This window comes from Streptomyces netropsis, from assembly GCF_014203545.1.
Taxonomy (GTDB): domain Bacteria; phylum Actinomycetota; class Actinomycetes; order Streptomycetales; family Streptomycetaceae; genus Streptomyces; species Streptomyces netropsis.
The window spans coordinates 1-21523 of sequence record NZ_JACHJG010000027.1; the positions used below are offsets into that span (position 1 = coordinate 1).

Genomic DNA, 21523 nt, shown 5'->3' on the forward strand with positions numbered 1-21523 from the left:
GCGATCGGTCGACTCGCCGCACACAGCATGCTCACTGTCGACGCCGAAACCGGCGACCTCAGCGTGCACCGACTCGTCCAAGCTCTTGCCCGGACTGCTGACCCCCACGACCCGCACCGTGAGCCCCAGAGCATCAAGCAGGCCCGGTCTCTTGCTATCGCGACGCTTAGCGACGCTTTCCCTGCCGACATTCATGACCCGGCCTCTTGGCCCACCGCCCGCGTTCTGCTACCGCACGTGGAAGCCCTCACCAGCCACACGCAGTCTCTCCCTGACGTCGACACAGCTTCCCTCCTCGAACGGATGGGGAGGTTTCTCCACGGTCAAGGTGCGGTGAACCGTGCAATTACCCTGATCTGCCGCGCACTCGCAAGTCGGGCCGGGGTGCTGGGTGAAGACCACCCCAGCACCCTGGCCTCCCGCAACAACCTCGCCAACGCCTACGAGTCGGCTGGGGATCTTGGGCGGGCGATCCCCCTGTACGAACGCACCCTCGCTGACCAGGCCCGGGTGCTGGGCAAGGACCACCCCAACACCCTGATCTCCCGCAACAACCTCGCTGGCGCCTACCGGTCGGCTGGGGATCTTGGGCGGGCGATCCCCCTGTACGAACGCACCCTCGCCGACCAGGTCCGGGTGCTGGGCGAAGACCACCCCGACACCCTCGGCTCCCGCAACAACCTCGCCAGCGCCTACCGGTCGGCTGGGGATCTTGGGCGGGCGATCCCCCTGTACGAACGCACCCTCGCCGACCAGGCCCGGGTGCTGGGCGAAGACCACCCCGACACCCTGACCTCGCGCAACAACCTCGCCAGCGCCTACCGGTCGGCTGGGGATCTTGGGCGGGCGATCCCCCTGTACGAACGCACCCTCGCCGACCGCGTCCGGGTGCTGGGCGAAGACCACCCCAACACCCTCGCCTCGCGCAACAACCTCGCCGGCTCCTACGAGTCGGCTGGGGATCTCGGGCGGGCGATCCCTATGTACGAACGCACCCTCGCCGACCGCGTCCGGGTGCTGGGCGAAGACCACCCCGACACCCTCGGCTCCCGCAACAACCTCGCCTACGCCTACCGGTCGGCCGGGGACCTCGGGCGGGCAATCCCCCTCTACGAGCGCACCCTCAACGATTGCGTTCGAGTGCTGGGCGAAGACCACCCCACGACCCAAACCGTGCGCAGCAACCTCGACGTGGCAAGGAATGGCTGACGTGGTCCCAAGGCTGTCTCAGCACAGAAGCCAGGTTGTAGACCTAAGCCACGGAAAGTCAGCCGAAGCGGCGGCGCGGCCGGATGAGCAGGCGCGCGTGTGTCTCCAGCGACCACCCACTCAGACCGGCCACGCCATCTGGCTTGTGAACGTCATGACGCCCGGCACATCTCGGCCGACGCGATCAAGTCGTGCCCTGGCCTGGTTGCCTGGTCTGGAGGAGGGGCGGGCGCCTGCCTCGTTCATGGCTGGCTGGGGTGTGGGCGGTGGGCGTCCGGCGGGACCGGCCGTCAGGCCGCAGCCCGCCGGGGCGGCCGGACCGCCCGGCGCGCCGCAGGCGCGCCCTTGACCGCGCGGCGCGCCTGCGTCAGCTCTCCGAAGTCGACCAGGACGTCATCCGCCTCGCCCAGGACCCGCTCTTCCCCCGCTTCCTGGAGCAGATCACCGCCACCGGCGGCTGCGCCCACCCCGTCCACCTCTCCGGCTCCACCGCCACCCGCGACGTCGCCACGGGTGAGGTGCTGCACCACTACGACACCCGCACCGAACCGGGTGAGCGGCTGTCGGTCCGCTGCCGCAACCGCCGCGCGTCGGTCTGCGCCCCCTGCTCCCGCCTCCACGCCGGAGACACCTTCCACCTCGTCCGCGCCGGACTCGTAGGCGGCAAGAACATCCCCGCACAGGTCCGGGAACACCCGCGGCTCTTCGTCACCCTCACCGCCCCGTCCTTCGGCCCGGTCCACCGCGCCACGACCGACGGCGAACGCTGCCGACCCCACCGCAACGCCGGAACCTGCGAGCACGAGCGCCCGGCGAACTGCGGAGCCACCCACGACCCCGCCGAAGCGGTTGTCGGCCAGCCGCTGTGTCCGGGGTGCTACGACTACCCGGCGCACGCCCTGTGGCACGCCCACGCCGGGCAGCTGTGGGACCGCTTCACCCGCGCCACCCGTCGCACCCTGGCCTCGGCCGTCGGCCTGACCCAGACCCGCTTCGCTGATCACGCCCGGCTGTCCTTCGCCAAGGTCGCGGAGTACCAGAAGCGGGCCGCCGTCCACGTCCACTCCGTCATCCGCCTCGACGGCCCCGACGGGCTCCACGCCCCGCCCCCGGCCTGGGCAACCCCCGAACTACTGACCCGCGCGGTTCGCACGGCGGCACGGTCGGTACTCGTGCGGAGCCCGTACAGCCCGGCCGTCGGGGAACTCCTGTTCCGCTGGGGCACCCAGCTCGACGCCCGGCCACTCCACGCCTTCGGCGACACCGACGGCCTGGCCGACGACGCCGTCGCCGCCTACGTCGCCAAGTACGTCACCAAAGACGCCAGCGACACAGCGGCCGGCACCGACTACCCGCTCCTGACCTGGGACGACATAGACGCCGCGCCCGTATCCCCTCACGTCCGGGCCCTCATACGCACCTGCTGGCACCTCGGCAGCCTGCCTGAGTACGAGCCCCTCCGACTCCGACCCTGGGCCCACACCCTCGGATACCGCGGCCACATCCTCACCAAGTCCCGCCTCTACTCCACGCCTTACTTCGCTCTGCGTGCTCACCGCGCCCAGTACCAGCAGCGCACCGCGACCGGTGCACCAGACGATCCCGAAGTAGTCACTGACTCCCGGTGGCGCTATGTCGGCTCTGGCCACAGCTCCGGCGCGGCCCTGATCGCTGTTGGAATCGCTGAGGATCTCGCCACGAACCGGCAGGTCGCCCGTGAAGAACAGGCGCGGCCGGATGCCTGAAAGCTTGGTGGGTTGGTTTCGATCTGGCCGGGTCATGAACCATGGGCCTGAGTCGCTACCTCATTGGTGTGTATCTACCCGTGATCCGAAAGTAGCGAAGGCAGTTGCTCAGCGTCTGGGAGGTCGTCCCGCGGTACCGGCACCTGACGCTGAGGACCGTCTAGAAATCCTGACCCACGCGGCGAAGGTCAAGGTTGTTGCCGGACCGGGTGCCTTGGTGACAGACATGAGGCTGTGGAGCCATTCCCGGCTCGTACATCACTGCGACGGGGCGAGATTCCTAGGGCCAGAGGGCGATCGGGACCGGCCGTGCGGCTGCCCTCGCTTCATGACCGAACGAAAGGCCGCCGCGAAATCTTTCCAGGGTCCACAGCCGAATACCGTCCTCACCTTCCGGCTAGCCGATGCCCCCGAACTTGGTCTATTCCGATTCCACTCGATGAGCTGGAAGCTCGCGGAAGCCATCCAAGAGGCTAAGGACGCGATCGACTGTGCCAATGATGGAGTACTGGTCGAACTAGGTTTAGAGCTCGTGAAGTTGCCAACAGCAAGCGGCGTTTCCGTGTCCTACCGGAAGCCGGTGATCAAGGTACTCAAGGCGGTGGGCTAGGACGCATCCAAGTGATCCCTAGCCCCCCTTGCCGTTGAGCGGTCCCAGCCACCTTCGAGACCGGGACCGCCCTACCTCTACGCGGCTTGCACGACGTCCAACTCCGCCTCTTCGCGCTGCGCTTGAGCCATCCGAACCGAGACACGCTTCTCAACCTGGCACACGCGATTACTCCCGCCCCTGCCAGCCGCCTTCGTCACGCGGATCTCGTCCACGAAGAGACTCACCAGCATGCGCCGGTCGGCGACATCTGCCTTCTTCCACCACGACCCCTCCCCTAGCGGGTCGCCGTCGGGCGCTTCGGTGTACGTCCACTCCGCGATAGGCAGCACGGGCAGCTCCAGGCCGCCCACCTCGCCGATTCGGCGCTCAATGCCGGCCAGCCGCTCTTCGAGCACTTCCTTGTCCTGTAGGAAGCGGGCCCGGCCGATCGCCCCCTCGTAGATTCCCAAGTCCAAGTCGTCGTACAGTCGCCCGATACTTTTCTTGGTCTCCACGCTCTCCCCCAGAAGCGCGGCGCGCTCGCTGCGCATCTCAGGGACCTCGTTGTGCTTTGCGAACCTCCGCGTGGCTTCCGCCAGGATGTCAAGGGTTTCCGGGTCGTCTTCTGCGGTGACGAGGACAGCCATGATTTTCCGGGCGACGTGCTCGTCCACCTCTTTCTCGTTGATGGTGTTTCCACCGACGTGCTGGTCGGGTTCCACCACCCCAGACGGGCGGGAGCACTTATAGATTCCGGGGGATCCAGTCATTGGGCGGGCGCACTCGCATTTGAGTTTGCCCATTGCCGTCAATAGGCGTTCGCCACGCGTGAGCGAGGGCTCACGGCTTCGCCCGTCCAGCCACTCTTGCAGCTCGAACCATCGGGGAGGCGGGATAAGCGCTTCCCCGATAGTGATGGGCTCCCCTGTTTCCGGATCTCGGAGGATCTTGTACCCGGCCAACGTTCTGGTGGGGTACCCGTCCTTGTCCTTTCGGTAAAACGGTTCGGCGGCGAATCCCGCCAACCGCGGATCGGTGAGAACCCTCTTGGTCGTCGGAGTGCGCCAATGTCCGCCGTTCTGACTCGGGATCTCGTTCTCGTTGAGCCAGGTAGTAATGGCACTTACCGAGGCGGGGTGAGCATTCCGCTTCCCGCGCCATGGCTTGCTCTTGAACTCGAAGATCCGGTCCACCATGCGGAGGATGATGGTGCTCTGATCCGATCCGTCCGGAAGCCTTGGCACGGGACGCAGCAGGCGAATGATGATGGTGACAGGCTTGCCGTCCAGCACCCGCGTCTCGGGGTGGGGATAGCTCTCCATCCCGTACGGCAAGGCTCCACCGGCCCAACCGCCGAATTGCTTGGCGTTACGCTTGGCGCCGATGATTACTTCGCTCTTTTCCTTACTGCTCCGGTGCGCCGCCTCCAGTCGCATAATCAACATGATGAGCTCCATCGTGTTGTTAGGCGTGAAGGATCCTTCAGATACGGACGTGATGGTGACATCGTACGAGAACAACTCAAGGACGACGGGAATTGCGTCCTTGGGTTCCCTGCGCGAGAATCGAGTGATGTTGAAGACGATGATCTCTTGAACTTTTCGTCACGGCAATCGTTCAATAGCCGCTCGAAATTCTTGCGCTTCGCGTTCGGGTTGCAGCCGGAGACCCCGATGTCCCTGTAATGCCCAAGGAACTTGCAGCCGCGCTCACGAGCCTTCCTGGCGGTGGCGTCGTCTTGCGTTTTAGGGCTGGCTTCCGACTTGTCGGCCTTCTTCTTTGACTGGCGGGTATACCCTGCTGCTACCCGGAGCACGGCAGCAACGTGCTCCGGGTGCCCAGCTTCTGAGATTTGGGTCACACCGGGAAGACTACCGAACTACCCCAAGGTTATGAAGCTGGGGCTTCATATGGATAGCTCACGCTAGCCATGGTCTCAGAGCCTCACGGGCAGTCGCGTCCGGGCGTTTCGCCCGCCGTCCACGGGGGAGGTCTCTGAGACGATGATCGGGTTGCGCGGCGGGGGCTGTGCCACCTAAAAAGCAGTCGGGTGGAAGATATGCATCGCGGTGGCGGACTGGGTGAGGGCACTGATGACCTGGGCCCCGAGCGAGCGCAGAGGGCCCACAGGGGGCGCCACCGGCGCGAGGAAGAAAGCGCTGGGAGCAGGAGTGGCCGCGTGGGGGTGACCTACAAATACTTCGGGGCACCGAACGGGGCGACGGCTGCCCGCGTGCCGATCTCGATGCGTCCGGAGGAGCTCGGCGGTGACGAGCTCGGCATGGGCGGCATGTTCACCAAGATCAAGCCCGAGACGGTGGCCGCGATGGTCCTCACGGGCATCGAAGGCATACCCCTGCACAAGGTCCCCCCGCTTGAGCTGGTCGTTCTCCACCCCGACTACGCGGTCGTCAAGCTTCCCATGACCGTGGTCGACCCGCTGCGCGGAATCGGCGAGGAATCGGTGGGCGCCGCCGCGTTCATCTGGTCCACGGTCCCCGACCGCGGCGGCCCGCGCGACGCCTTCACGGTCTACCAGCTGCTCCACGAATGGCAGGACTTCTCCCACCGGCTGCACGAGGCCGGCCACCAGCCGTACTGCCTGGTCTGGCCCTGAGCCCCGCCCGGCGCGGCCGTGGTCAGCGCCGCACGAGCGCCGCCGTGTCCAAGGTGCCCTCGACCACCTGCCGGGCGAGATCCGCCAGCCGCATCCGACGGGGGCGGGCGTAGTCCCGCAGGCTCTCGAAGGCCTCGTCCAGCCCGACCTGCCAGCGCTCGGCCAGCACGCCCTTGGCCTGTTCGATGGCCACCCGGCTGTGCAGCGCGGCCTGCAGCTGCGCCTTGTCGACATTGCCCTGCTCGATCGTGCGCTGTTGGAGGATGGCGATCGTGGCCACGTCCGCCAGTGCCTGAGCCAGCTGGGCATCGGACTCGCTGATCCGCGCGGTCCGGGAGTGGAAGAGGTTCAGCGCGCCGATGATCTGGTGGCGCAGCCGCATGGGGATGGCGTGAGTGGTGCGGAAGCCGGCCTGGCGAGCATGCTCCGCGAAGGGCCCGAAAGCCGCCGTGACCTGCGGGGACTCCAGGTCGATGTCCAGTTGCGCCTGCCCGCTGCGGTAGCACTCGACACACGGCCCCTGCTCGTGCTGGAGGGCGAAGAGTTCCAGCAGCCGGGTGTGTTCGTCCGAGGCCGCGATGACCTGCAGCTCGCCGTAAGGGTCGACGATCATGACGCCGACGGCGTCGACGTCGAGCAGTTCGACACAGCGACTGGCGAGCCGGTGCAGGAAGTCGATCAGATCGAAGTCGTCGATCAGTGAATCCACGGCCTCGACCAGGATCTCCAGCGTGCGTTGCTGGCTAGCCATGGCCATCATCCCCTTCTCTCAAAAGACGGGTCCGGCCCGTCACCGATGTCTCGAAAGCGCAGACGACGGGCGACCACGTCCTCCGCGGCCCGCAGCAGCGGAAGTTCATGGCGGTAGGCATGGGCGCGCAGCAGCACCAGGGCCTGGGCGACGGACACGCCCGCCTGGACGCTGATCATCCCGCTGGCCTGGTGGACGGCGGCCCGGTGCAGCTGGGCGCCGGCCTCGGCCGTGGCGAACAGTGCCGTCCGCTCCCCGCCGTCCAGCACCACCGCGGTCAGCGCCGCGGCCAGGATCAGGGCGTCGTCCATGGCGACCGCCGACAGCGGGCCCACGGTGGACCGCTGCGCGGTCAGCACCCCCAGGCACACGCCACCGATGCGCAGCGGGAAACAGAAGAGGGCGTCCACCCCGATCCCGTTCAGCGTCGGCAGCAGTACCGGCCACCGGTCCGGGCGGACCCGCGTGAGGTCCGGCTCGACGACCACCGAGCAGGAGCCGACGGCGTCCACTCCCGGGCCCTCGCCGAGGGTGTACTGCTCGTCCTCGAGGTGTTCGCTGGCGCCCGGGGAGGACCACACCAGCTCGCTCAGCGCGCCGTCCGTGGCGAGGGACACCGCCACCCCGTCCACGCCGAGGATGCGGGCGCACTCCAGGGGGTCCCCGCTGATCAAGCCGGGGCCCGATCTCGAGGACAGGTCGCGCAGCATACGGGCCATGCCCGTGCTGGTCGCCACCGATGACACCCGCTTCCCGGGCCGACCCGCCACGCGTCGCCCGGAGTGGACGGCCCGCCGCCTTCACACTACGCCTTCGAGCTCCCGTGACGGGTGCCGTCGAGGGCGTCGAGATCGGCCAGATCCGTCAGCGAGGCGACGGGCCGGAAGACCTCCAGCAGGCCGGCCATGCGGATGATCTTCAGCGCCCACGGGCGGACGCACAGCACCTCGAAGCCGCCGCCCGCCGCGAGCTGCCCGGCCCGGGCGCGGTACAGCGCTCCGAGGACGGCGCAGTCGAAGAAGGTGACCGCTCGCAGGTCGACCACGACGACGGGCTTGCCCAGGGCCATCAGCCGCATGAGCAGTGCCTCCGTCTCCGGCACGGCCGCGATGTCGACCTCACCGGTCAGCTCCAGCACGCCCCACCGGCCCACCGCTCGGATGCGGGCTTCACCCTGCCATTGCGTCACGTCTGCTCCCCGGCTCGGACCGCATGGGACGGTGCGGGGACCACGAGTACTCTGCCGCGCGCGCACCGTCGCCATCGGGGTCCGGGGTGGCTACTGCGAAGGTACGTCCCACGGACGTCCGCCCGAGGCCCGGGGCACACCCAGACCCCCGAAGGTATGAAAATCGCCAGATCCAACCCCGCGAGCACGGTCACCGGTGCTTGACTCGGAAGACCTGTATCTGCGCGCCGCCGTCCATGGCCGAGACCTCACCCACCGCGGTCGGCGCAGGCGCCGCCGTCTTCCGGAGGGCGCGACGACGGCCTAGGGTGACGCCCGTGGCCCCGGCCCCCGGCTGCCGTCTCCCGCCGACGCGCCGGACGCCTCCCGCCCTGCCGGTTCCTCCGCGGTTCGAGACCGGACCGGCCGGTGCCCCCACCAGGGGAGGGTGGAGCGCCGGCCGGTCCGGACGACACCGCGGCCCCCGCCCCGGCCCGTAGCCTGGCGCCCATGCCCGTCGTCCGCTCCATCGCCCTCTTCGTCCTCGCCGCCCTCCTGGAGATCGGCGGCGCCTGGCTCGTCTGGCAGGGCGTACGCGGCGGCGGCGATTCGGGGCAGGGGCGCGGCTGGGCGTGGATCGGCGGGGGAATCCTCGCCCTCGGTGCGTACGGCTTCGTCGCCACCCTCCAGCCCGACGCGAACTTCGGCCGCATCCTCGCCGCGTACGGCGGCGTCTTCGTCGCGGGCTCGCTCGCCTGGGGCATGGTCCTGGACGGCTACCGCCCCGACCGCTACGACGTGGTGGGCGCGATCGTCTGTCTGGCCGGGGTCGCGGTGATCATGTACGCGCCGCGCGGCCGCTGAGACCGGGGCCACAAGGCCGTGGGCGTCGGCCGCCGCGCCCCGACATATCCTGCGGCTGCGAATGGATCACGCCCGCCGCGCCCCAGGAGGATCAGCATGAGCACGCGTACCGCAGTCATCACCGGAGCGAGCAGCGGCATCGGTGCCGCGACCGCCCGGCACCTGGCCGCCGCCGGCTACCGCGTCATCCTCACCGCCCGCCGTGAGGACCGCATCGAGGCCCTCGCCGCCGAGCTGACCGAGGCGGGCCACGAGGCGGTCGCCCACGCGCTCGACGTCACCGACCGCGCGGCCGTCGACGCCTTCGCACGCACGGTGGACGGCCCCGTCGAGGTGCTGGTCAACAACGCCGGCGGTGCCCTCGGCAGCGACCCCGTCGCCACCGCCGACCCGGCCGACTGGCGCACGATGTACGAGGTCAACGTCCTCGGCACGCTCCATGTGACCCAGGCCCTGCTGCCCGCGCTGACCGGCAGCGGCGACGGCACCGTGGTCGTCCTCTCCTCCACCGCGGGCCTCGCCACCTATGAGGGCGGCGGGGGTTACGTCGCGGCCAAGCACGGCGCCCACGTCATCGCCGAGACCCTGCGCCTGGAGCTGTGCGGGGCGCCGGTGCGCGTCATCGAGGTCGCCCCCGGCATGGTCAGGACCGACGAGTTCGCGGTCACCCGCTTCCGTGGCGACGAGGAGAAGGCCGCCGCCGTCTACGCGGGCGTCGCCGAGCCGCTGACCGCCGACGACGTCGCCGACACCATTGCCTGGGCCGTCACCCGTCCGTCCCACGTGAACATCGATCTGCTGGTCGTCCGCCCGCGCGCCCAGGCCTCCAACTACAAGGTCCACCGCGAGCTCTGAGACCTCCGGAGGGGGACCGCGGACGCAGGACCAACGACCGATCGCGCAATGATCAACTTCCGGATACGGTCCGGGTGCGGGCGGCCGCCGGTCAGCCGTCGGACGCCCGCACGACACCCGCGGACACCCGCACGACCCCGTACGAAAGGGCCTCCCTTGCGCGTCATCGGCTTCGACCATCTGGTGCTCAACGTCTCGGACATCGAGCGGTCCCTGGCCTTCTACCTCGGCCCGCTCGGGCTGGAGCCGGTCCGTGTGGACGAGTGGCGTGCGGGCAAGGTCCCGTTCCCCTCGGTCCGCGTCGCCCCGGGCACCATCATCGACCTCTTCAAGCGCCCCCGGGGCGAGTCCAACGTCGACCACATCTGCCTCGTCGTCGAGCCCCTGGACTGGCAGGAGGTCATCGACGCCGGCACCTTCACGGTCGTCGACGGCCCGGGCCCCCGCTTCGGCGCCCGCGGCACCGCCGAGTCCCTCTACGTCCTCGACCCGGACGGCAACACCGTCGAACTCCGCTGGTACCCGCAGGGCGCCTGACGCGGGCGGTGGGACGGCCGGGCCCGGACGGGCCCGGCGCCCCCGGCCGGTCAGCCCTTGACGCAGATGACCTGCTTGAGCTTGGCGACGACCGCGACCAGGTCCCGCTGCTGGTCGATGACCTGCTCGATCGGCTTGTAGGCGGCCGGGATCTCGTCGACCACGCCGGAGTCCTTGCGGCACTCCACGCCCCGCGTCTGCTCCTCCAGGTCCCGCGTCGAGAAGCGCTTCTTCGCGGCGTTGCGGCTCATCCGGCGGCCGGCGCCGTGCGAGGCGGAGTTGAAGGAGTCGGCGTTGCCGAGGCCCTTCACGATGTACGAGCCGGTGCCCATCGAGCCCGGGATGATGCCGAACTCGCCGCTGCCCGCGCGGATCGCGCCCTTGCGGGTGACGAGCAGGTCCATGCCCTCGTAGCGCTCCTCGGCCACGTAGTTGTGGTGGCAGGAGATGACGGGCTCGAAGGTCACCTTGGCCTTCTTGAACTCCCTGCGGACGACGTCCTGGAAGAGCCCCATCATGATCTCGCGGTTGTGCTTCGCGTACTCCTGCGCCCAGAACAGGTCGTGCCGGTAGGCCGCCATCTGCGGGGTGTCCGCGACGAAGACGGCGAGGTCCCGGTCGATCAGGCCCTGGTTGTGCGGCAGCTTCTGGGCCTGGCCGATGTGGTACTCGGCCAGCTCCTTGCCGATGTTCCGGGATCCGGAGTGCAGCATCAGCCAGACCGAACCCGACTCGTCGAGACAGAACTCGATGAAGTGATTACCGGAGCCGAGCGTTCCCATCTGCTTCGTGGCACGCTCCTGGCGGAACTTGACCGCCTCCGCGACGCCGTCGAACCGGCCCCAGAAGTCGTCCCAGCCCGCCGTCGCGAAGCCGTGCAGCCGCCCCGGGTCCACCGGGGCGTCGTGCATCCCCCGGCCCACCGGAATCGCCTGCTCGATCTTCGACCGCAGCCGCGACAGGTCCCCCGGCAGGTCGTTCGCCGTCAGCGACGTCTTGACCGCCGACATCCCGCAGCCGATGTCCACGCCGACCGCCGCCGGGCACACCGCGCCCTGCATGGCGATCACCGAGCCGACCGTCGCCCCCTTGCCGAAGTGCACGTCCGGCATCACCGCGAGGCCCTTGATCCACGGCAGGGTGGAGACGTTGCGCAGCTGCTGCATGGCGACGTCCTCGACCGCGGCCGGGTCGGCCCACATGCGGATGGGTACCCGGGCGCCGGGCACCTCGGTGTACGACATGATTCTCCTCATTCCCCCGTAAAACACAGTAAGCGCAAAAGCCGGACGTATCACCTGATTCTCGACAGGGAACCGGCGGACGCGGCGGTGCGTGCGGTACACATTGTGTCCGGCCGCCACCTTGTGGCGGCAACCAGTTTTCCGGTGAAGGGAGCCACGGACAGTGCAGCGAAGGGCGTACGCACCAGCCGCCGCACTGGCCGCGGCGGTGCTCACCACGGCACTCGCGGGGTGCAGCGGGGGTTCCGCTTCCGGTCCCGGCGGCGACGACTCCAAGCCCGGCCAGCTCGACGCCTCCGCCTCCGGCGGCGCGCCGGGGAAGTACCACAGCCTCCCCGAGCCCTGCGGCTACGTCAGCCCCGCCACGCTGCGGCGCATGCTGCCCGGCACCGAGGACGAGAGCGAGGAGGAGGCCGAGCGGCGCTACCGCGGCCAGGCCACCATCACGTACGACACCGACCGCCGCGTCGGCTGCCGCTGGAAGCTGGAGACCCCCGAGGGGACCCGGCATCTGACGGTCGACTTCGAGCGGGTCGTGTCGTACCAGACCGACGTCAGCGACGAGGACCGGGCGCAGCAGCTGTACGGGCGACTGGCCACGGCCGCGCACATCCCGGCCGCCGCCTCCGCCTCGCCGTCGGCCACGAGCCCGAGCGCCGGTGCGTCCGCGGGCGCCCACGCCCAGGGCGGGGCCGGCGCCAAGGCGAAGGGCGCCCCCGCGTCCGGATCGCCCACGCCGTCGTCCACCGGAGGCTCCGGCACCCCGGGCGGGTCCGGCGCAGGTCCCGGCAAGGGGTCCGACGCCGAACTCGCGCCGCGCGTCCTCGACGACCTCGGCGACGACGCGTTCGTCGACGACGAGCTGGCCACCACCGGCACCGGTGTGCACCGGGACATCAAGGTCGTCTTCCGGTCCTCGAACGTCCTCGTGACCATCACGTACGACCAGTGGTCGACCGACAAGGCACACATCCCCAGCAGCGCGGACCTGCAGGGCAAGGCCCATGCCCTGGCCCGCGAGCTCGACGCGGGGCACTTCGGCAATTAGCCCGGCGAGTACCGCCCCCATTTCGACCGGCGCCTCGCGTCGGCCGCGTACCGTGCCGCCTAGACACGGGTGGAGCACAACCGCCCCACGAGCAACTCGAAGCCCTCGACACCGAACGAGCGAAGGACCCATGCACCGACGAACAGCCCCGCGACTCGCCCGAATCCTCGCCTGCGCCGCAGTACCGGTGATGCTCGTCGCCACCGGCTGCTCCTCGGACGACGACAAGAAGGAAACGACGCCCAGCAAGGCGCCGACCGCGAACGCGACGCCCACGGTCAAGCCCGCGGCGTTCACCAAGCTGCCCGAGGCCTGCAAGGCCGTCCCGGCGAAGACGATCGAGAAGCTGGTGGCCAAGGCGGACCCCAAGGAGGGCAAGGCCCTCCCCGCCAGCGACACCAACGACTCGGCCAGCTGCTTCTACAGCGGCCTGAACGACGAGGACGTCAAGGACCTGCAGTACCGCTCCCTGACGGTCTCGCTCAAGCGCTTCGCCTCCGACCCCACGCTCGGCTCCGGCGACAAGCGCGCCCAGGCGTTCCTGGGGCAGCAGGCGACCAAGGCGACCACGTCCGACGGGGCGAAGAACGCCAAGACCGAGAAGGCCGGCGGGATCGGCGACGAGGCGACCACGGTCACCTCGGACTCCAAGAAGGACGACAACGACTTCAAGAACGTCACCGTCATCGCCCGCACCGCCAATGTCGTGGTCACCGTGAAGTACAGCGGCGCCGGCTACGAGGGCGCGAAGTCGCCCGACGTGGGCGACATGACGAAGGACGCGCAGGGCGCGACCAAGGAGGCCGTGGCCTCGGTCGCCGACGCGAACAAGAAGTAGGCGACAGGCGCACACGGCGAAGGGCCGCCACCCGGTGGAAACCGGGTGGCGGCCCTTCGGCCGTTCGCGGGTTACGCCCCGAGCAGCTTGCGCACCCGGTCCGCCCCCACCGCGAGCAGCAGCGTGGGCAGGCGCGGGCCGGTGTCGCGGCTCACGAGCAGCTGGTAGAGCAGCGCGAAGAACGAGCGCTGCGCGACCTTGAGCTCCGGCGTGGGCTTGGCGTCCGGCTCCAGGCCCGCCTGGACCTTCGGCACGCCGTAGACGAGCGTGGTCAGCCCGTCGAGCGACCAGTGGTCGTCCAGCCCGGCGATCAGCAGCCGCAGCGACTCGCGGGCCTGGTCGTCGAGGGCGGCGAGGCTCTCGGTGTCGGGCTCGTCGCGGACGATCGTCCGGGACTCGGCCGGGACCTGGGTGTTGATCCAGTGCTCGGCCTTGTCGAGCCGGGGGCGGGTCTCGTCCAGCGAGGTGACCGGGTTCGCGGGGTCGAGCTCGCTGAGGATCCGCAGGGTCTGCTCGTCGTGGCCGCCGGTGATGTCGACGACCGAGGCGAGCGTGCGGTACGGCAGCGGGCGCGGGGTGCGCGGCAGCTCACCGGCGGCCGTGCGCGCGGCCCGGGCGTGCGCGGCGGCGTCGGCGGGCAGGGCGGTGCCGTCGGCGACCTTGGACTCCAGCTTGTCCCACTCGTCGTAGAGCCGCTGGATCTCCTGGTCGAAGGCGATCTTGAAGGACTGGTTGGGCTTGCGGCGCGCGTACAGCCAGCGCAGCAGCGGGGCCTCCATGATCCGCAGCGCGTCGCCCGGGGTGGGGACGCCGCCCTTGGAGGAGGACATCTTGGCCATGCCGCTGATGCCGACGAAGGCGTACATCGGGCCGATGGGCTGCTCGCCGCCGAAGACCTTGCGGACGATCTGGCCGCCGACGACGAAGGAGGAGCCGGGCGAGGAGTGGTCGACGCCGGAGGGCTCGAAGATCACGCCTTCGTAGGCCCAGCGCATCGGCCAGTCGACCTTCCAGACCAGCTTGCCGCGGTTGAACTCGCTGAGCAGGACGGTCTCGGAGTGCCCGCACACACAGGTGTAGGCGAGCTCGGTGGTCTCGTCGTCGTACGCGGTGACGGTGGTGAGGTCCTTCTCGCACGCGCCGCAGTACGGCTTGTACGGGAAGTAGCCCGCGCCGGAGCCGCTGCCGTCGTCCTCGGCGGCGGCGCCGGAGCCCTCGGCGGCTTCGAGCTCGGCCTCGTCGACCGGCTTCTGCTGCTTCTGCTGCGGCTTCTTGGCGGCCGCGGCGGGGTCCTTCTTCGTCCGGTACTGGTCGAGGATGGCGTCGATGTCGCCGCGGTGCTTCATCGCGTGCAGGACCTGCTCGCGGTAGACACCGGAGGTGTACTGCTCGGTCTGGCTGATCGGGTCGTACTCGACGCCGAGCTCGGCCAGCGCCTCGACCATGGCGGCCTTGAAGTGCTCGGCCCAGTTCGGGTACGCGGATCCGGCCGGGGCGGGCACCGAGGTCAGGGGCTTGCCGATGTGGGCGGCCCAGGACTCGTCGATACCGGGGACGCCGTTCGGCACCTTGCGGTAGCGGTCGTAGTCGTCCCAGGAGATCAGGTGCCGGACCTCGTGGCCGCGGCGGCGGATCTCGTCCGCGACGAGGTGCGGGGTCATGACCTCGCGGAGGTTGCCCAGGTGGATCGGGCCGGAGGGGCTGAGGCCCGAGGCGACGACGATCGGTTTGCCCGGGGCTCGGCGCTCACCCTCGGCAATGACCTCGTCGGCGAAACGGGAGACCCAGTCGGCCTCGGTGCTCTGAGCCACGTGCGGCACTTCCTTCCTTGTGGTCCTGGCATGACCATTGTCCCAGACGGAAGGGGGGGCTTCGGGGTTGCTCGTGGGCCGGGCGAACCCGGAAAAAACAGCATCCCGGCCCGCGAGGGGCGCGTGGGATACTCGGTCGTATCCGAAAACGCCCTCTACCGGAATGGCACCCACCCCATGGCTTCGGTTCCTTCCCTCGCTTCCTCGCTCGACCGGCGCATCGCGGACGCCCTTTCGGCAGCACTGCCGGAGGTTGGTACCGCCGACCCGCTGCTGCGACGAAGCGACCGGGCCGATTTCCAGGCCAACGGGATGCTGGCGCTCGCCAAGAAGCTGAAGGGCAACCCGCGCGAGCTCGCGGCGAAGGTCGTCGAGCAGCTGCCCGCCGGTGATCTGATCAAGGACGTCGAGGTCTCGGGCCCCGGCTTCCTGAACATCACGATCACGGACGAGGCGATCGTGAAGACCCTCGCCGAGCGCGCCGCCGACGACCGTCTCGGCGTGCCGTTCGCGGAGCACCCGGGCACCACGGTCATCGACTACGCCCAGCCGAACGTGGCCAAGGAGATGCACGTCGGTCACCTGCGCAATTCGGTGATCGGCGACGCGGTCGTGCGGATCCTGGAGTTCTCCGGCGAGAAGGTCGTGCGCCGGCACCACATCGGTGACTGGGGCACCCAGTTCGGCATGCTCATCCAGTACCTGATCGAGCACCCGCACGAGCTGGACCACGAGGGCGAGGTCTCCGGCGAGGAGGCCATGTCGTCGCTCAACCGGCTGTACAAGGCGTCGCGGACGCTCTTCGACTCCGACGAGGAGTTCAAGGCCCGGGCCCGGCGCCGGGTGGTCGACCTGCAGGCCGGTGACGAGGAGACCCTCGCGCTGTGGCAGCGGTTCGTCGACGAGTCGAAGATCTACTTCTACTCGGTCTTCGACAAGCTCGACGTGGAGATCCGCGACGAGGACATCGTCGGCGAGTCCGGTTACAACGACATGCTCGCCGAGACCTGCCGCCTGCTGGAGGAGTCGGGTGTCGCCGTCCGTTCCAACGGCGCGCTGTGCGTCTTCTTCGACGACGTCAAGGGCCCGGACGGCAAGCCCTCGCCGCTGATCGTCCAGAAGTCCGACGGCGGCTTCGGTTACGCGGCCACGGACCTGTCCGCGATCCGCGACCGGGTGGACAACCTGAAGGCCGACACCCTGCTGTACGTGGTGGACGCCCGGCAGTCCCTGCACTTCAAGATGGTCTTCGAGACCGCCCGCCGGGCCGGCTGGCTGACCGAGGGCGTCAAGGCCGTCCAGCTCGGTTTCGGCACGGTGCTCGGCAAGGACGGCAAGCCGTTCAAGACGCGTGAGGGCGAGACGGTCCGCCTGGTCGACCTGCTCGACGAGGCGGTCGACCGTGCGACGGCCGTCGTCCGGGAGAAGAGCGAGAAGCTCGGGCTCACGGAGGAGCAGATCATCGAGCGTGGTGCCCAGGTCGGCATCGGCGCGGTGAAGTACGCGGACCTGTCGACGTCCGTCTCCCGCGACTACAAGTTCGACCTGGACCAGATGGTGTCGCTCAACGGCGACACCAGCGTCTACCTCCAGTACGCCTACGCCCGGATCCAGTCGATCCTCCGCAAGGCGGGCGAGGCCCGGCCGGTGGCCCACCCGGAGCTCGCGCTGGCCGCGGCCGAGCGCGCGCTGGGCATGCACCTGGACCAGTTCGGGGAGAACCTCGCCGAGGTCACGGCCTCCTACGAGCCGCACAAGCTGGCCGGGTACCTCTACCAGCTGGCGTCGCACCTCACGACGTTCTACGCCGAGTGCCCGGTCCTCAAGGCCGACACCCCGCAGCAGGTCGAGAACCGTCTCTTCCTCTGCGACCTGACGGCCCGCACCCTGCGCCAGGGCATGTCGCTCCTGGGCATCCGGACGCCCGAGCAGCTGTAGTCGGGTGCGGGGGCGGGGCCCCTTCCGCGGAGTTCGGGGACGTGCGCCGACGGCGCGCACGTCGCGTCGATTCGCGGAAGTGAGCCCTACCCCGCCCCCAGTTCGAACCAGATCAACTTGCCCGACAGCCCCTGTGGTTGGTCCCGCAGCTCGAAGCCGCCCCAGCTGTCGGCGCACAGGCGTACGAGCCCCAGCCCCCGCCCCTGTTCGGCGTCCGCCTCGGGCAGCGCCGCCAGGTCCAGCCGGGGAAGCCGGGGGTTGGTGTCCCACACGGCCACCCGCACCCGGTCGCCGTCCTGCTTGACCCGCACCGACGCGGGGCCGTCGGAGTAGCGGTAGGCGTTGGTGACCAGTTCCGAGGTCAACAGTTCGGCGGTGTCGGCCAGTTCCGGGAAGCCGTGTTCCTCGAAGATCGTGCGCAGCGTACGGCGGGCGATGCAGGGTGCCATGGGGTCGGCGGGCACCTGGAGCGTGTACTCCCAGTCGTCGGTGAGTTCGGGATCGGTACTCATGCACGCCTCCACACTGTAAGCGATGTGCTACACACCGTAAGGAAGGCAGTGCCCCGGTTTCCAGGCGGGAATGCGTGAACGCCCCCGAATCCGGGAACGACGATGGCGGCGTCCCCCTTGGGGGGACGCCGCCATCGATGTGTGCTCCTGCGGCCGGTGCCCGGGTTACAGCTGGCGGGCGACCTCGGTGGCCCAGTACGTGAGGATCATGTTGGCGCCCGCCCGCTTGATGCCGGTGAGCGTCTCCATGATGGCCCGGTCGCGGTCGATCCAGCCGTTGGCCGCGGCGGCCTCGACCATCGCGTACTCACCGCTGATCTGGTAGGCGGCGACGGGGACGTCCACCGACTCGGCGACCTTGGCGAGGATGTCGAGGTAGGGCAGGGCCGGCTTGACCATGACCATGTCGGCGCCCTCGGCGAGGTCGAGCGACAGCTCGCGCAGCGACTCGCGGACGTTCGCCGGGTCCTGCTGGTACGTCTTGCGGTCGCCCTGGAGCGAGGAGCCGACGGCCTCCCGGAAGGGACCGTAGAACGCGGAGGCGTACTTGGCGGTGTAGGCGAGGACCGAGACGTCCTCGTGGCCGGTCTGGTCCAGCGCGTCGCGGATGACGCCGACCTGGCCGTCCATCATGCCGCTGGGGCCGACCACATGGACGCCGGCGTCGGCCTGGACCTGCGCCATCTCGGCGTAGCGCTCCAGGGTCGCGTCGTTGTCCACGCGGCCCTCGGAGTCGAGGACCCCGCAGTGACCGTGGTCGGTGTACTCGTCGAGGCACAGGTCGGACATGATGACGAGCTCGTCGCCGACCTCGGCCTTCACATCGCGGATGGCGACCTGGAGGATGCCGTCGGGGTCGGTGCCGGCGGTGCCGGCCGCGTCCTTCTTGTCGTCCTCGGGCACGCCGAAGAGCATGATCCCGGCGACGCCGGCCTCACGTGCCTCGACGGCCGCCTTCCGCAGGGTGTCGCGGGTGTGCTGGACGACGCCCGGCATGGCGGAGATCGGCACCGGCTCGCCGATGCCCTCCCGCACGAAGGCGGGAAGGATCAGCTCTGCCGGGTGCAGCCGGGTCTCCGCGACCATGCGGCGCATGGCCGGGGTGGTCCGCAGCCGCCGGGGACGAGCCCCGGGGAACGTTCCGTACGTGCTCAACTCCGTGCCCTTCTACGCGATCCGGGCCGCCGCTCGCTCGGGCGGGTGACCGGGTCGCCGGCCTCGAGGGCCGCGTCGCGCCGGGCCGCACCGAAGTCCGCGAGCGCCTCGGCCAGCTTGTGCACCGAGGGCTCGGGCGACAGCACGTCCACCCGCAGGCCGTGCTCCTCCGCGGTCTTCGCGGTGGCGGGGCCGATGCAGGCGATGACGGTGACATTGTGCGGCTTGCCGGCGATGCCGACCAAGTTCCGCACCGTGCTGGAGGAGGTGAACAGCACGGCGTCGAAGCCGCCGCCCTTGATCGCCTCGCGGGTCTCGGCCGGCGGCGGGGAGGCCCGCACGGTCCGGTAGGCGGTGACGTCGTCGACCTCCCAGCCCAGCTCGATCAGGCCCGCCACCAGGGTCTCGGTGGCGATGTCGGCGCGCGGCAGGAAGACGCGGTCGATCGGGTCGAAGACCGGGTCGTAGGGCGGCCAGTCCTCCAGCAGACCGGCGGCCGACTGCTCGCCGCTGGGCACGAGGTCGGGCTTCACACCGAACTCGATCAGCGACTTGGCGGTCTGCTCGCCGACGGCCGCGACCTTGATGCCGGCGAAGGCGCGCGCGTCGAGCCCGTACTCCTCGAACTTCTCGCGCACCGCCTTGACCGCGTTGACGGAGGTGAAGGCGATCCACTCGTAGCGGCCGGTGACCAGGCCCTTGACCGCGCGCTCCATCTGCTGCGGGGTGCGCGGCGGCTCGACCGCGATGGTCGGGACCTCGCTGGGCACGGCGCCGTACGAACGGAGCTGGTCGGAGAGCGAGGCGGCCTGCTCCTTGGTGCGCGGGACGAGGACGTTCCAGCCGAAGAGCGGCTTGGACTCGAACCACGAGAGCCGGTCGCGCTGCGCGGCCGCGCTGCGCTCCCCGACCACGGCTATGACCGGCTGACCGCCGTCCGGGGACGGCAGCACCTTGGCGGCCTTGAGCACCTGCGCCAGCGACCCGAGGGTCGCGGTCCAGGTGCGCTGGCGGGTGGTCGTGCCGGCAACGGTGACGGTGAGCGGGGTGTCGGGCTTGCGCCCGGCGGAGACCAGCTCACCGGCGGCCGCGACGACCGAGTCGAGGGTGGTGGAGACGACGGCGGTCACCTCGCTCGCGCCGACCTCGGACCAGCAGGTGTCCGAGGCGGTACGGGCGTCGAGGAACCGCACGTCGGCGCCCTTGCCGTCGCGCAGCGGGACACCGGCGTAGGCGGGTACGCCGACGGCCGTGGCGACGCCCGGCACCACCTCGAAGGTGATGCCCTCGTTCGCACAGGCCAGCATCTCGTCGGCGGCGTTGCCGTCGAGGCCGGGGTCGCCGAGGACGGCACGGACGACCCGCTTGCCGCCGCGCGCGGCCGTCATGACAAGATTGGCGGTGTCCCTAAGGACGGGGATGTCGGCGGTTTTTGATGCCTCATCAGTAACCGTCTGGGCAGGCATGTCCACATGGGCGCGCGCATGCGCACGCACCACGTCGAGCACCTGCGGATCGGCGATCAGGACGTCAGCGGTCGCAAGTGCCTCCACGGCGCGCAGCGTCAGCAGTCCCGGGTCTCCGGGGCCGGCACCGAGGAAGGTGACGTGCCCGTGCACGGGGTGGATCGGGGCGGTGGGGTTCAAAGTGCTCGCTCCCCCATAAGACCGGCCGCACCCTTGTCGAGCATCTCGGCGGCGAGTTCGCGGCCGAGGGCCACGGCTTCTTCGCTGGACGACGGTACGGGACCAGTGGTGGACAGCTGCACCAACGTCTTGCCGTCGGTCGAACCGACGACGCCACGCAGGCGCATTTCAGTGACAATCTGCCCGTCGGCCAACAGGTCGGCCAGCGCACCCACAGGTGCGGAGCAGCCGGCCTCCAGGGCGGCGAGCAGGGAACGCTCGGCGGTCACGGCGACCCGGGTGTACGGGTCGTCGAGCTCGGCGAGCTGTGCCGCGAGGTCCGCGTTGGCCGCGGTGCACTCGATGGCCAGTGCCCCCTGACCGGGGGCGGGCAGGACCGCGTCGGCGTCCAGGAACTGGGTCGCCTCCCCGATCCGGCCGATGCGGGTGAGACCGGCGGCGGCGAGGACGACTGCATCCAGCTCGCCGTCGGTCACAAAACCGACGCGGGTGTCGATGTTGCCGCGGATCGGCACGGTCTCGATCTCGAGTCCGTGCGACCGCGCCCACGCGTTGAGCTGCGCCATGCGGCGCGGCGATCCGGTTCCGATCCGGGCCACCCCGTTCCGGGAGGACGCCGGGAGGGTCTCGAGGGTCAGCCCGTCACGGGCGACCAGGACGTCCCTGGGGTCCTCGCGGGCCGGGATCGCGGCCAGGACGAGGTCGTCCGGCTGCGCGGTCGGCAGGTCCTTGAGGGAATGCACGGCGAAGTCGATCTCGTCGGCGAGCAGCGCGTCACGCAGCGCGGAGACGAAGACTCCGGTGCCGCCGATCTGCGCGAGGTGCTCCCGCGAGACATCGCCGTACGTCGTGATCTCGACCAGCTCGACCGGTCGCCCGGTGAGCTGGTGGACCGCCTCCGCCACCTGGCCGGACTGGGCCATGGCGAGCTTGCTGCGGCGGGTGCCGAGGCGCAGCGGCCGCTGGTCGGACACGGCGCCGTGCGGGCCGGGC

General features: G+C 69.8%; 21 protein-coding genes. 10 read left to right on the plus strand and 11 right to left on the minus strand.

Annotation, left to right across the window (positions count from 1 at the left end; all coding sequences use genetic code 11):
• The first annotated feature begins 27 nt into the window (after nt 1–27).
• From FHS38_RS34065 to FHS38_RS34960, 3 genes are all read left to right on the plus strand, one after another.
• Complete coding sequence (locus tag FHS38_RS34065; RefSeq protein ID WP_184740360.1) at nt 28–1209, plus strand: tetratricopeptide repeat protein; 1182 nt, start codon at nt 28–30, stop codon at nt 1207–1209.
• Nucleotides 1210–1571: 362 nt separating this feature from the next.
• Complete coding sequence (locus FHS38_RS34070) at nt 1572–2954, plus strand: replication initiator (RefSeq protein ID WP_184740412.1); 1383 nt, start codon at nt 1572–1574, stop codon at nt 2952–2954.
• 34 nt (nt 2955–2988) lie between these two features.
• A complete protein-coding gene (locus FHS38_RS34960; protein WP_229822938.1) occupies nt 2989–3564 on the plus strand; it encodes a recombination directionality factor in 576 nt (191 codons plus the stop codon).
• 77 nt (nt 3565–3641) lie between these two features.
• On the opposite strand, the gene FHS38_RS34080 is transcribed toward FHS38_RS34960, so the two are convergent.
• Together FHS38_RS34080 and FHS38_RS34965 are read right to left on the minus strand one after the other, a co-directional pair.
• The gene (locus tag FHS38_RS34080; protein ID WP_229822936.1) at nt 3642–5003 is read right to left on the minus strand and encodes a recombinase family protein; all 1362 of its coding nucleotides are present in this window, start codon (nt 5001–5003) and stop codon (nt 3642–3644) included.
• Complete coding sequence (locus tag FHS38_RS34965; RefSeq protein ID WP_221495698.1) at nt 4985–5407, minus strand: recombinase family protein; 423 nt, start codon at nt 5405–5407, stop codon at nt 4985–4987. Before FHS38_RS34965 ends, FHS38_RS34080 begins: the two co-directional genes overlap by 19 nt.
• Before the next feature lie 198 nt (nt 5408–5605).
• On the opposite strand from FHS38_RS34965, the gene FHS38_RS34085 reads away from it, so the two are divergent.
• Nucleotides 5606–6163: a hypothetical protein gene (locus FHS38_RS34085; protein WP_130879193.1), complete on the plus strand. Its 558-nt coding sequence runs from the start codon at nt 5606–5608 to the stop codon at nt 6161–6163.
• A 22-nt stretch (nt 6164–6185) separates the two neighbouring features.
• On the opposite strand, the gene FHS38_RS34090 is transcribed toward FHS38_RS34085, so the two are convergent.
• From FHS38_RS34090 to FHS38_RS34100, 3 genes are all read right to left on the minus strand, one after another.
• Nucleotides 6186–6914 carry an ANTAR domain-containing protein gene (locus FHS38_RS34090; protein ID WP_308433654.1) on the minus strand — a complete coding sequence of 243 codons (729 nt, stop codon included), beginning with the start codon at nt 6912–6914 and terminating at the stop codon, nt 6186–6188.
• A gap of 5 nt (nt 6915–6919) precedes the next feature.
• The gene (locus FHS38_RS34095) at nt 6920–7651 is read right to left on the minus strand and encodes an ANTAR domain-containing protein (protein ID WP_229822937.1); all 732 of its coding nucleotides are present in this window, start codon (nt 7649–7651) and stop codon (nt 6920–6922) included.
• 68 nt (nt 7652–7719) lie between these two features.
• Nucleotides 7720–8103: an STAS domain-containing protein gene (locus FHS38_RS34100; RefSeq protein ID WP_184740366.1), complete on the minus strand. Its 384-nt coding sequence runs from the start codon at nt 8101–8103 to the stop codon at nt 7720–7722.
• Nucleotides 8104–8592: 489 nt separating this feature from the next.
• Between FHS38_RS34100 and FHS38_RS34105 the strand changes: the two genes are divergently transcribed.
• The 3 genes from FHS38_RS34105 to FHS38_RS34115 all read left to right on the plus strand — a co-directional run bounded on the left by FHS38_RS34105 (nt 8593) and on the right by FHS38_RS34115 (nt 10338).
• Entirely contained in the window at nt 8593–8946 is a 354-nt protein-coding gene (locus FHS38_RS34105) for a YnfA family protein (RefSeq protein ID WP_184740368.1), read from the plus strand.
• Between the two features lie 96 nt (nt 8947–9042).
• On the plus strand, nt 9043–9801 hold the full coding sequence (locus FHS38_RS34110; RefSeq protein ID WP_184740370.1) for an SDR family NAD(P)-dependent oxidoreductase: 759 nt from the start codon (nt 9043–9045) through the stop codon (nt 9799–9801).
• A 156-nt stretch (nt 9802–9957) separates the two neighbouring features.
• The gene (locus FHS38_RS34115) at nt 9958–10338 is read left to right on the plus strand and encodes a VOC family protein (protein ID WP_184740372.1); all 381 of its coding nucleotides are present in this window, start codon (nt 9958–9960) and stop codon (nt 10336–10338) included.
• Between the two features lie 50 nt (nt 10339–10388).
• Here the strand turns inward: FHS38_RS34115 and FHS38_RS34120 are convergent, their stop codons facing one another.
• Nucleotides 10389–11582: an RtcB family protein gene (locus FHS38_RS34120; RefSeq protein ID WP_184740374.1), complete on the minus strand. Its 1194-nt coding sequence runs from the start codon at nt 11580–11582 to the stop codon at nt 10389–10391.
• Between the two features lie 163 nt (nt 11583–11745).
• On the opposite strand from FHS38_RS34120, the gene FHS38_RS34125 reads away from it, so the two are divergent.
• Nucleotides 11746–12630: a hypothetical protein gene (locus tag FHS38_RS34125; RefSeq protein WP_184740376.1), complete on the plus strand. Its 885-nt coding sequence runs from the start codon at nt 11746–11748 to the stop codon at nt 12628–12630.
• Between the two features lie 130 nt (nt 12631–12760).
• A complete protein-coding gene (locus FHS38_RS34130) occupies nt 12761–13468 on the plus strand; it encodes a hypothetical protein (RefSeq protein WP_184740378.1) in 708 nt (235 codons plus the stop codon).
• Nucleotides 13469–13539: 71 nt separating this feature from the next.
• On the opposite strand, the gene lysS is transcribed toward FHS38_RS34130, so the two are convergent.
• The gene (lysS, locus tag FHS38_RS34135) at nt 13540–15288 is read right to left on the minus strand and encodes a lysine--tRNA ligase (protein ID WP_184740380.1); all 1749 of its coding nucleotides are present in this window, start codon (nt 15286–15288) and stop codon (nt 13540–13542) included.
• Between the two features lie 168 nt (nt 15289–15456).
• On the opposite strand from lysS, the gene argS reads away from it, so the two are divergent.
• Nucleotides 15457–17217, plus strand: a complete 1761-nt coding sequence (argS, locus tag FHS38_RS34140) for an arginine--tRNA ligase (protein WP_184740382.1) — start codon at nt 15457–15459, stop codon at nt 17215–17217.
• 86 nt (nt 17218–17303) lie between these two features.
• Here the strand turns inward: argS and FHS38_RS34145 are convergent, their stop codons facing one another.
• The 4 genes from FHS38_RS34145 to hemC all read right to left on the minus strand — a co-directional run bounded on the left by FHS38_RS34145 (nt 17304) and on the right by hemC (nt 21504).
• Complete coding sequence (locus tag FHS38_RS34145) at nt 17304–17729, minus strand: ATP-binding protein (RefSeq protein ID WP_184740384.1); 426 nt, start codon at nt 17727–17729, stop codon at nt 17304–17306.
• Between the two features lie 165 nt (nt 17730–17894).
• Entirely contained in the window at nt 17895–18884 is a 990-nt protein-coding gene (gene hemB / locus FHS38_RS34150) for a porphobilinogen synthase (RefSeq protein ID WP_184740386.1), read from the minus strand.
• Complete coding sequence (locus tag FHS38_RS34155) at nt 18881–20530, minus strand: bifunctional uroporphyrinogen-III C-methyltransferase/uroporphyrinogen-III synthase (RefSeq protein WP_184740388.1); 1650 nt, start codon at nt 20528–20530, stop codon at nt 18881–18883. The genes hemB and FHS38_RS34155 overlap by 4 nt, the downstream gene beginning before the upstream one ends.
• Nucleotides 20527–21504: a hydroxymethylbilane synthase gene (gene hemC, locus FHS38_RS34160; RefSeq protein WP_268246256.1), complete on the minus strand. Its 978-nt coding sequence runs from the start codon at nt 21502–21504 to the stop codon at nt 20527–20529. Before hemC ends, FHS38_RS34155 begins: the two co-directional genes overlap by 4 nt.
• Between the last annotated feature and the right edge of the window lie 19 nt (nt 21505–21523).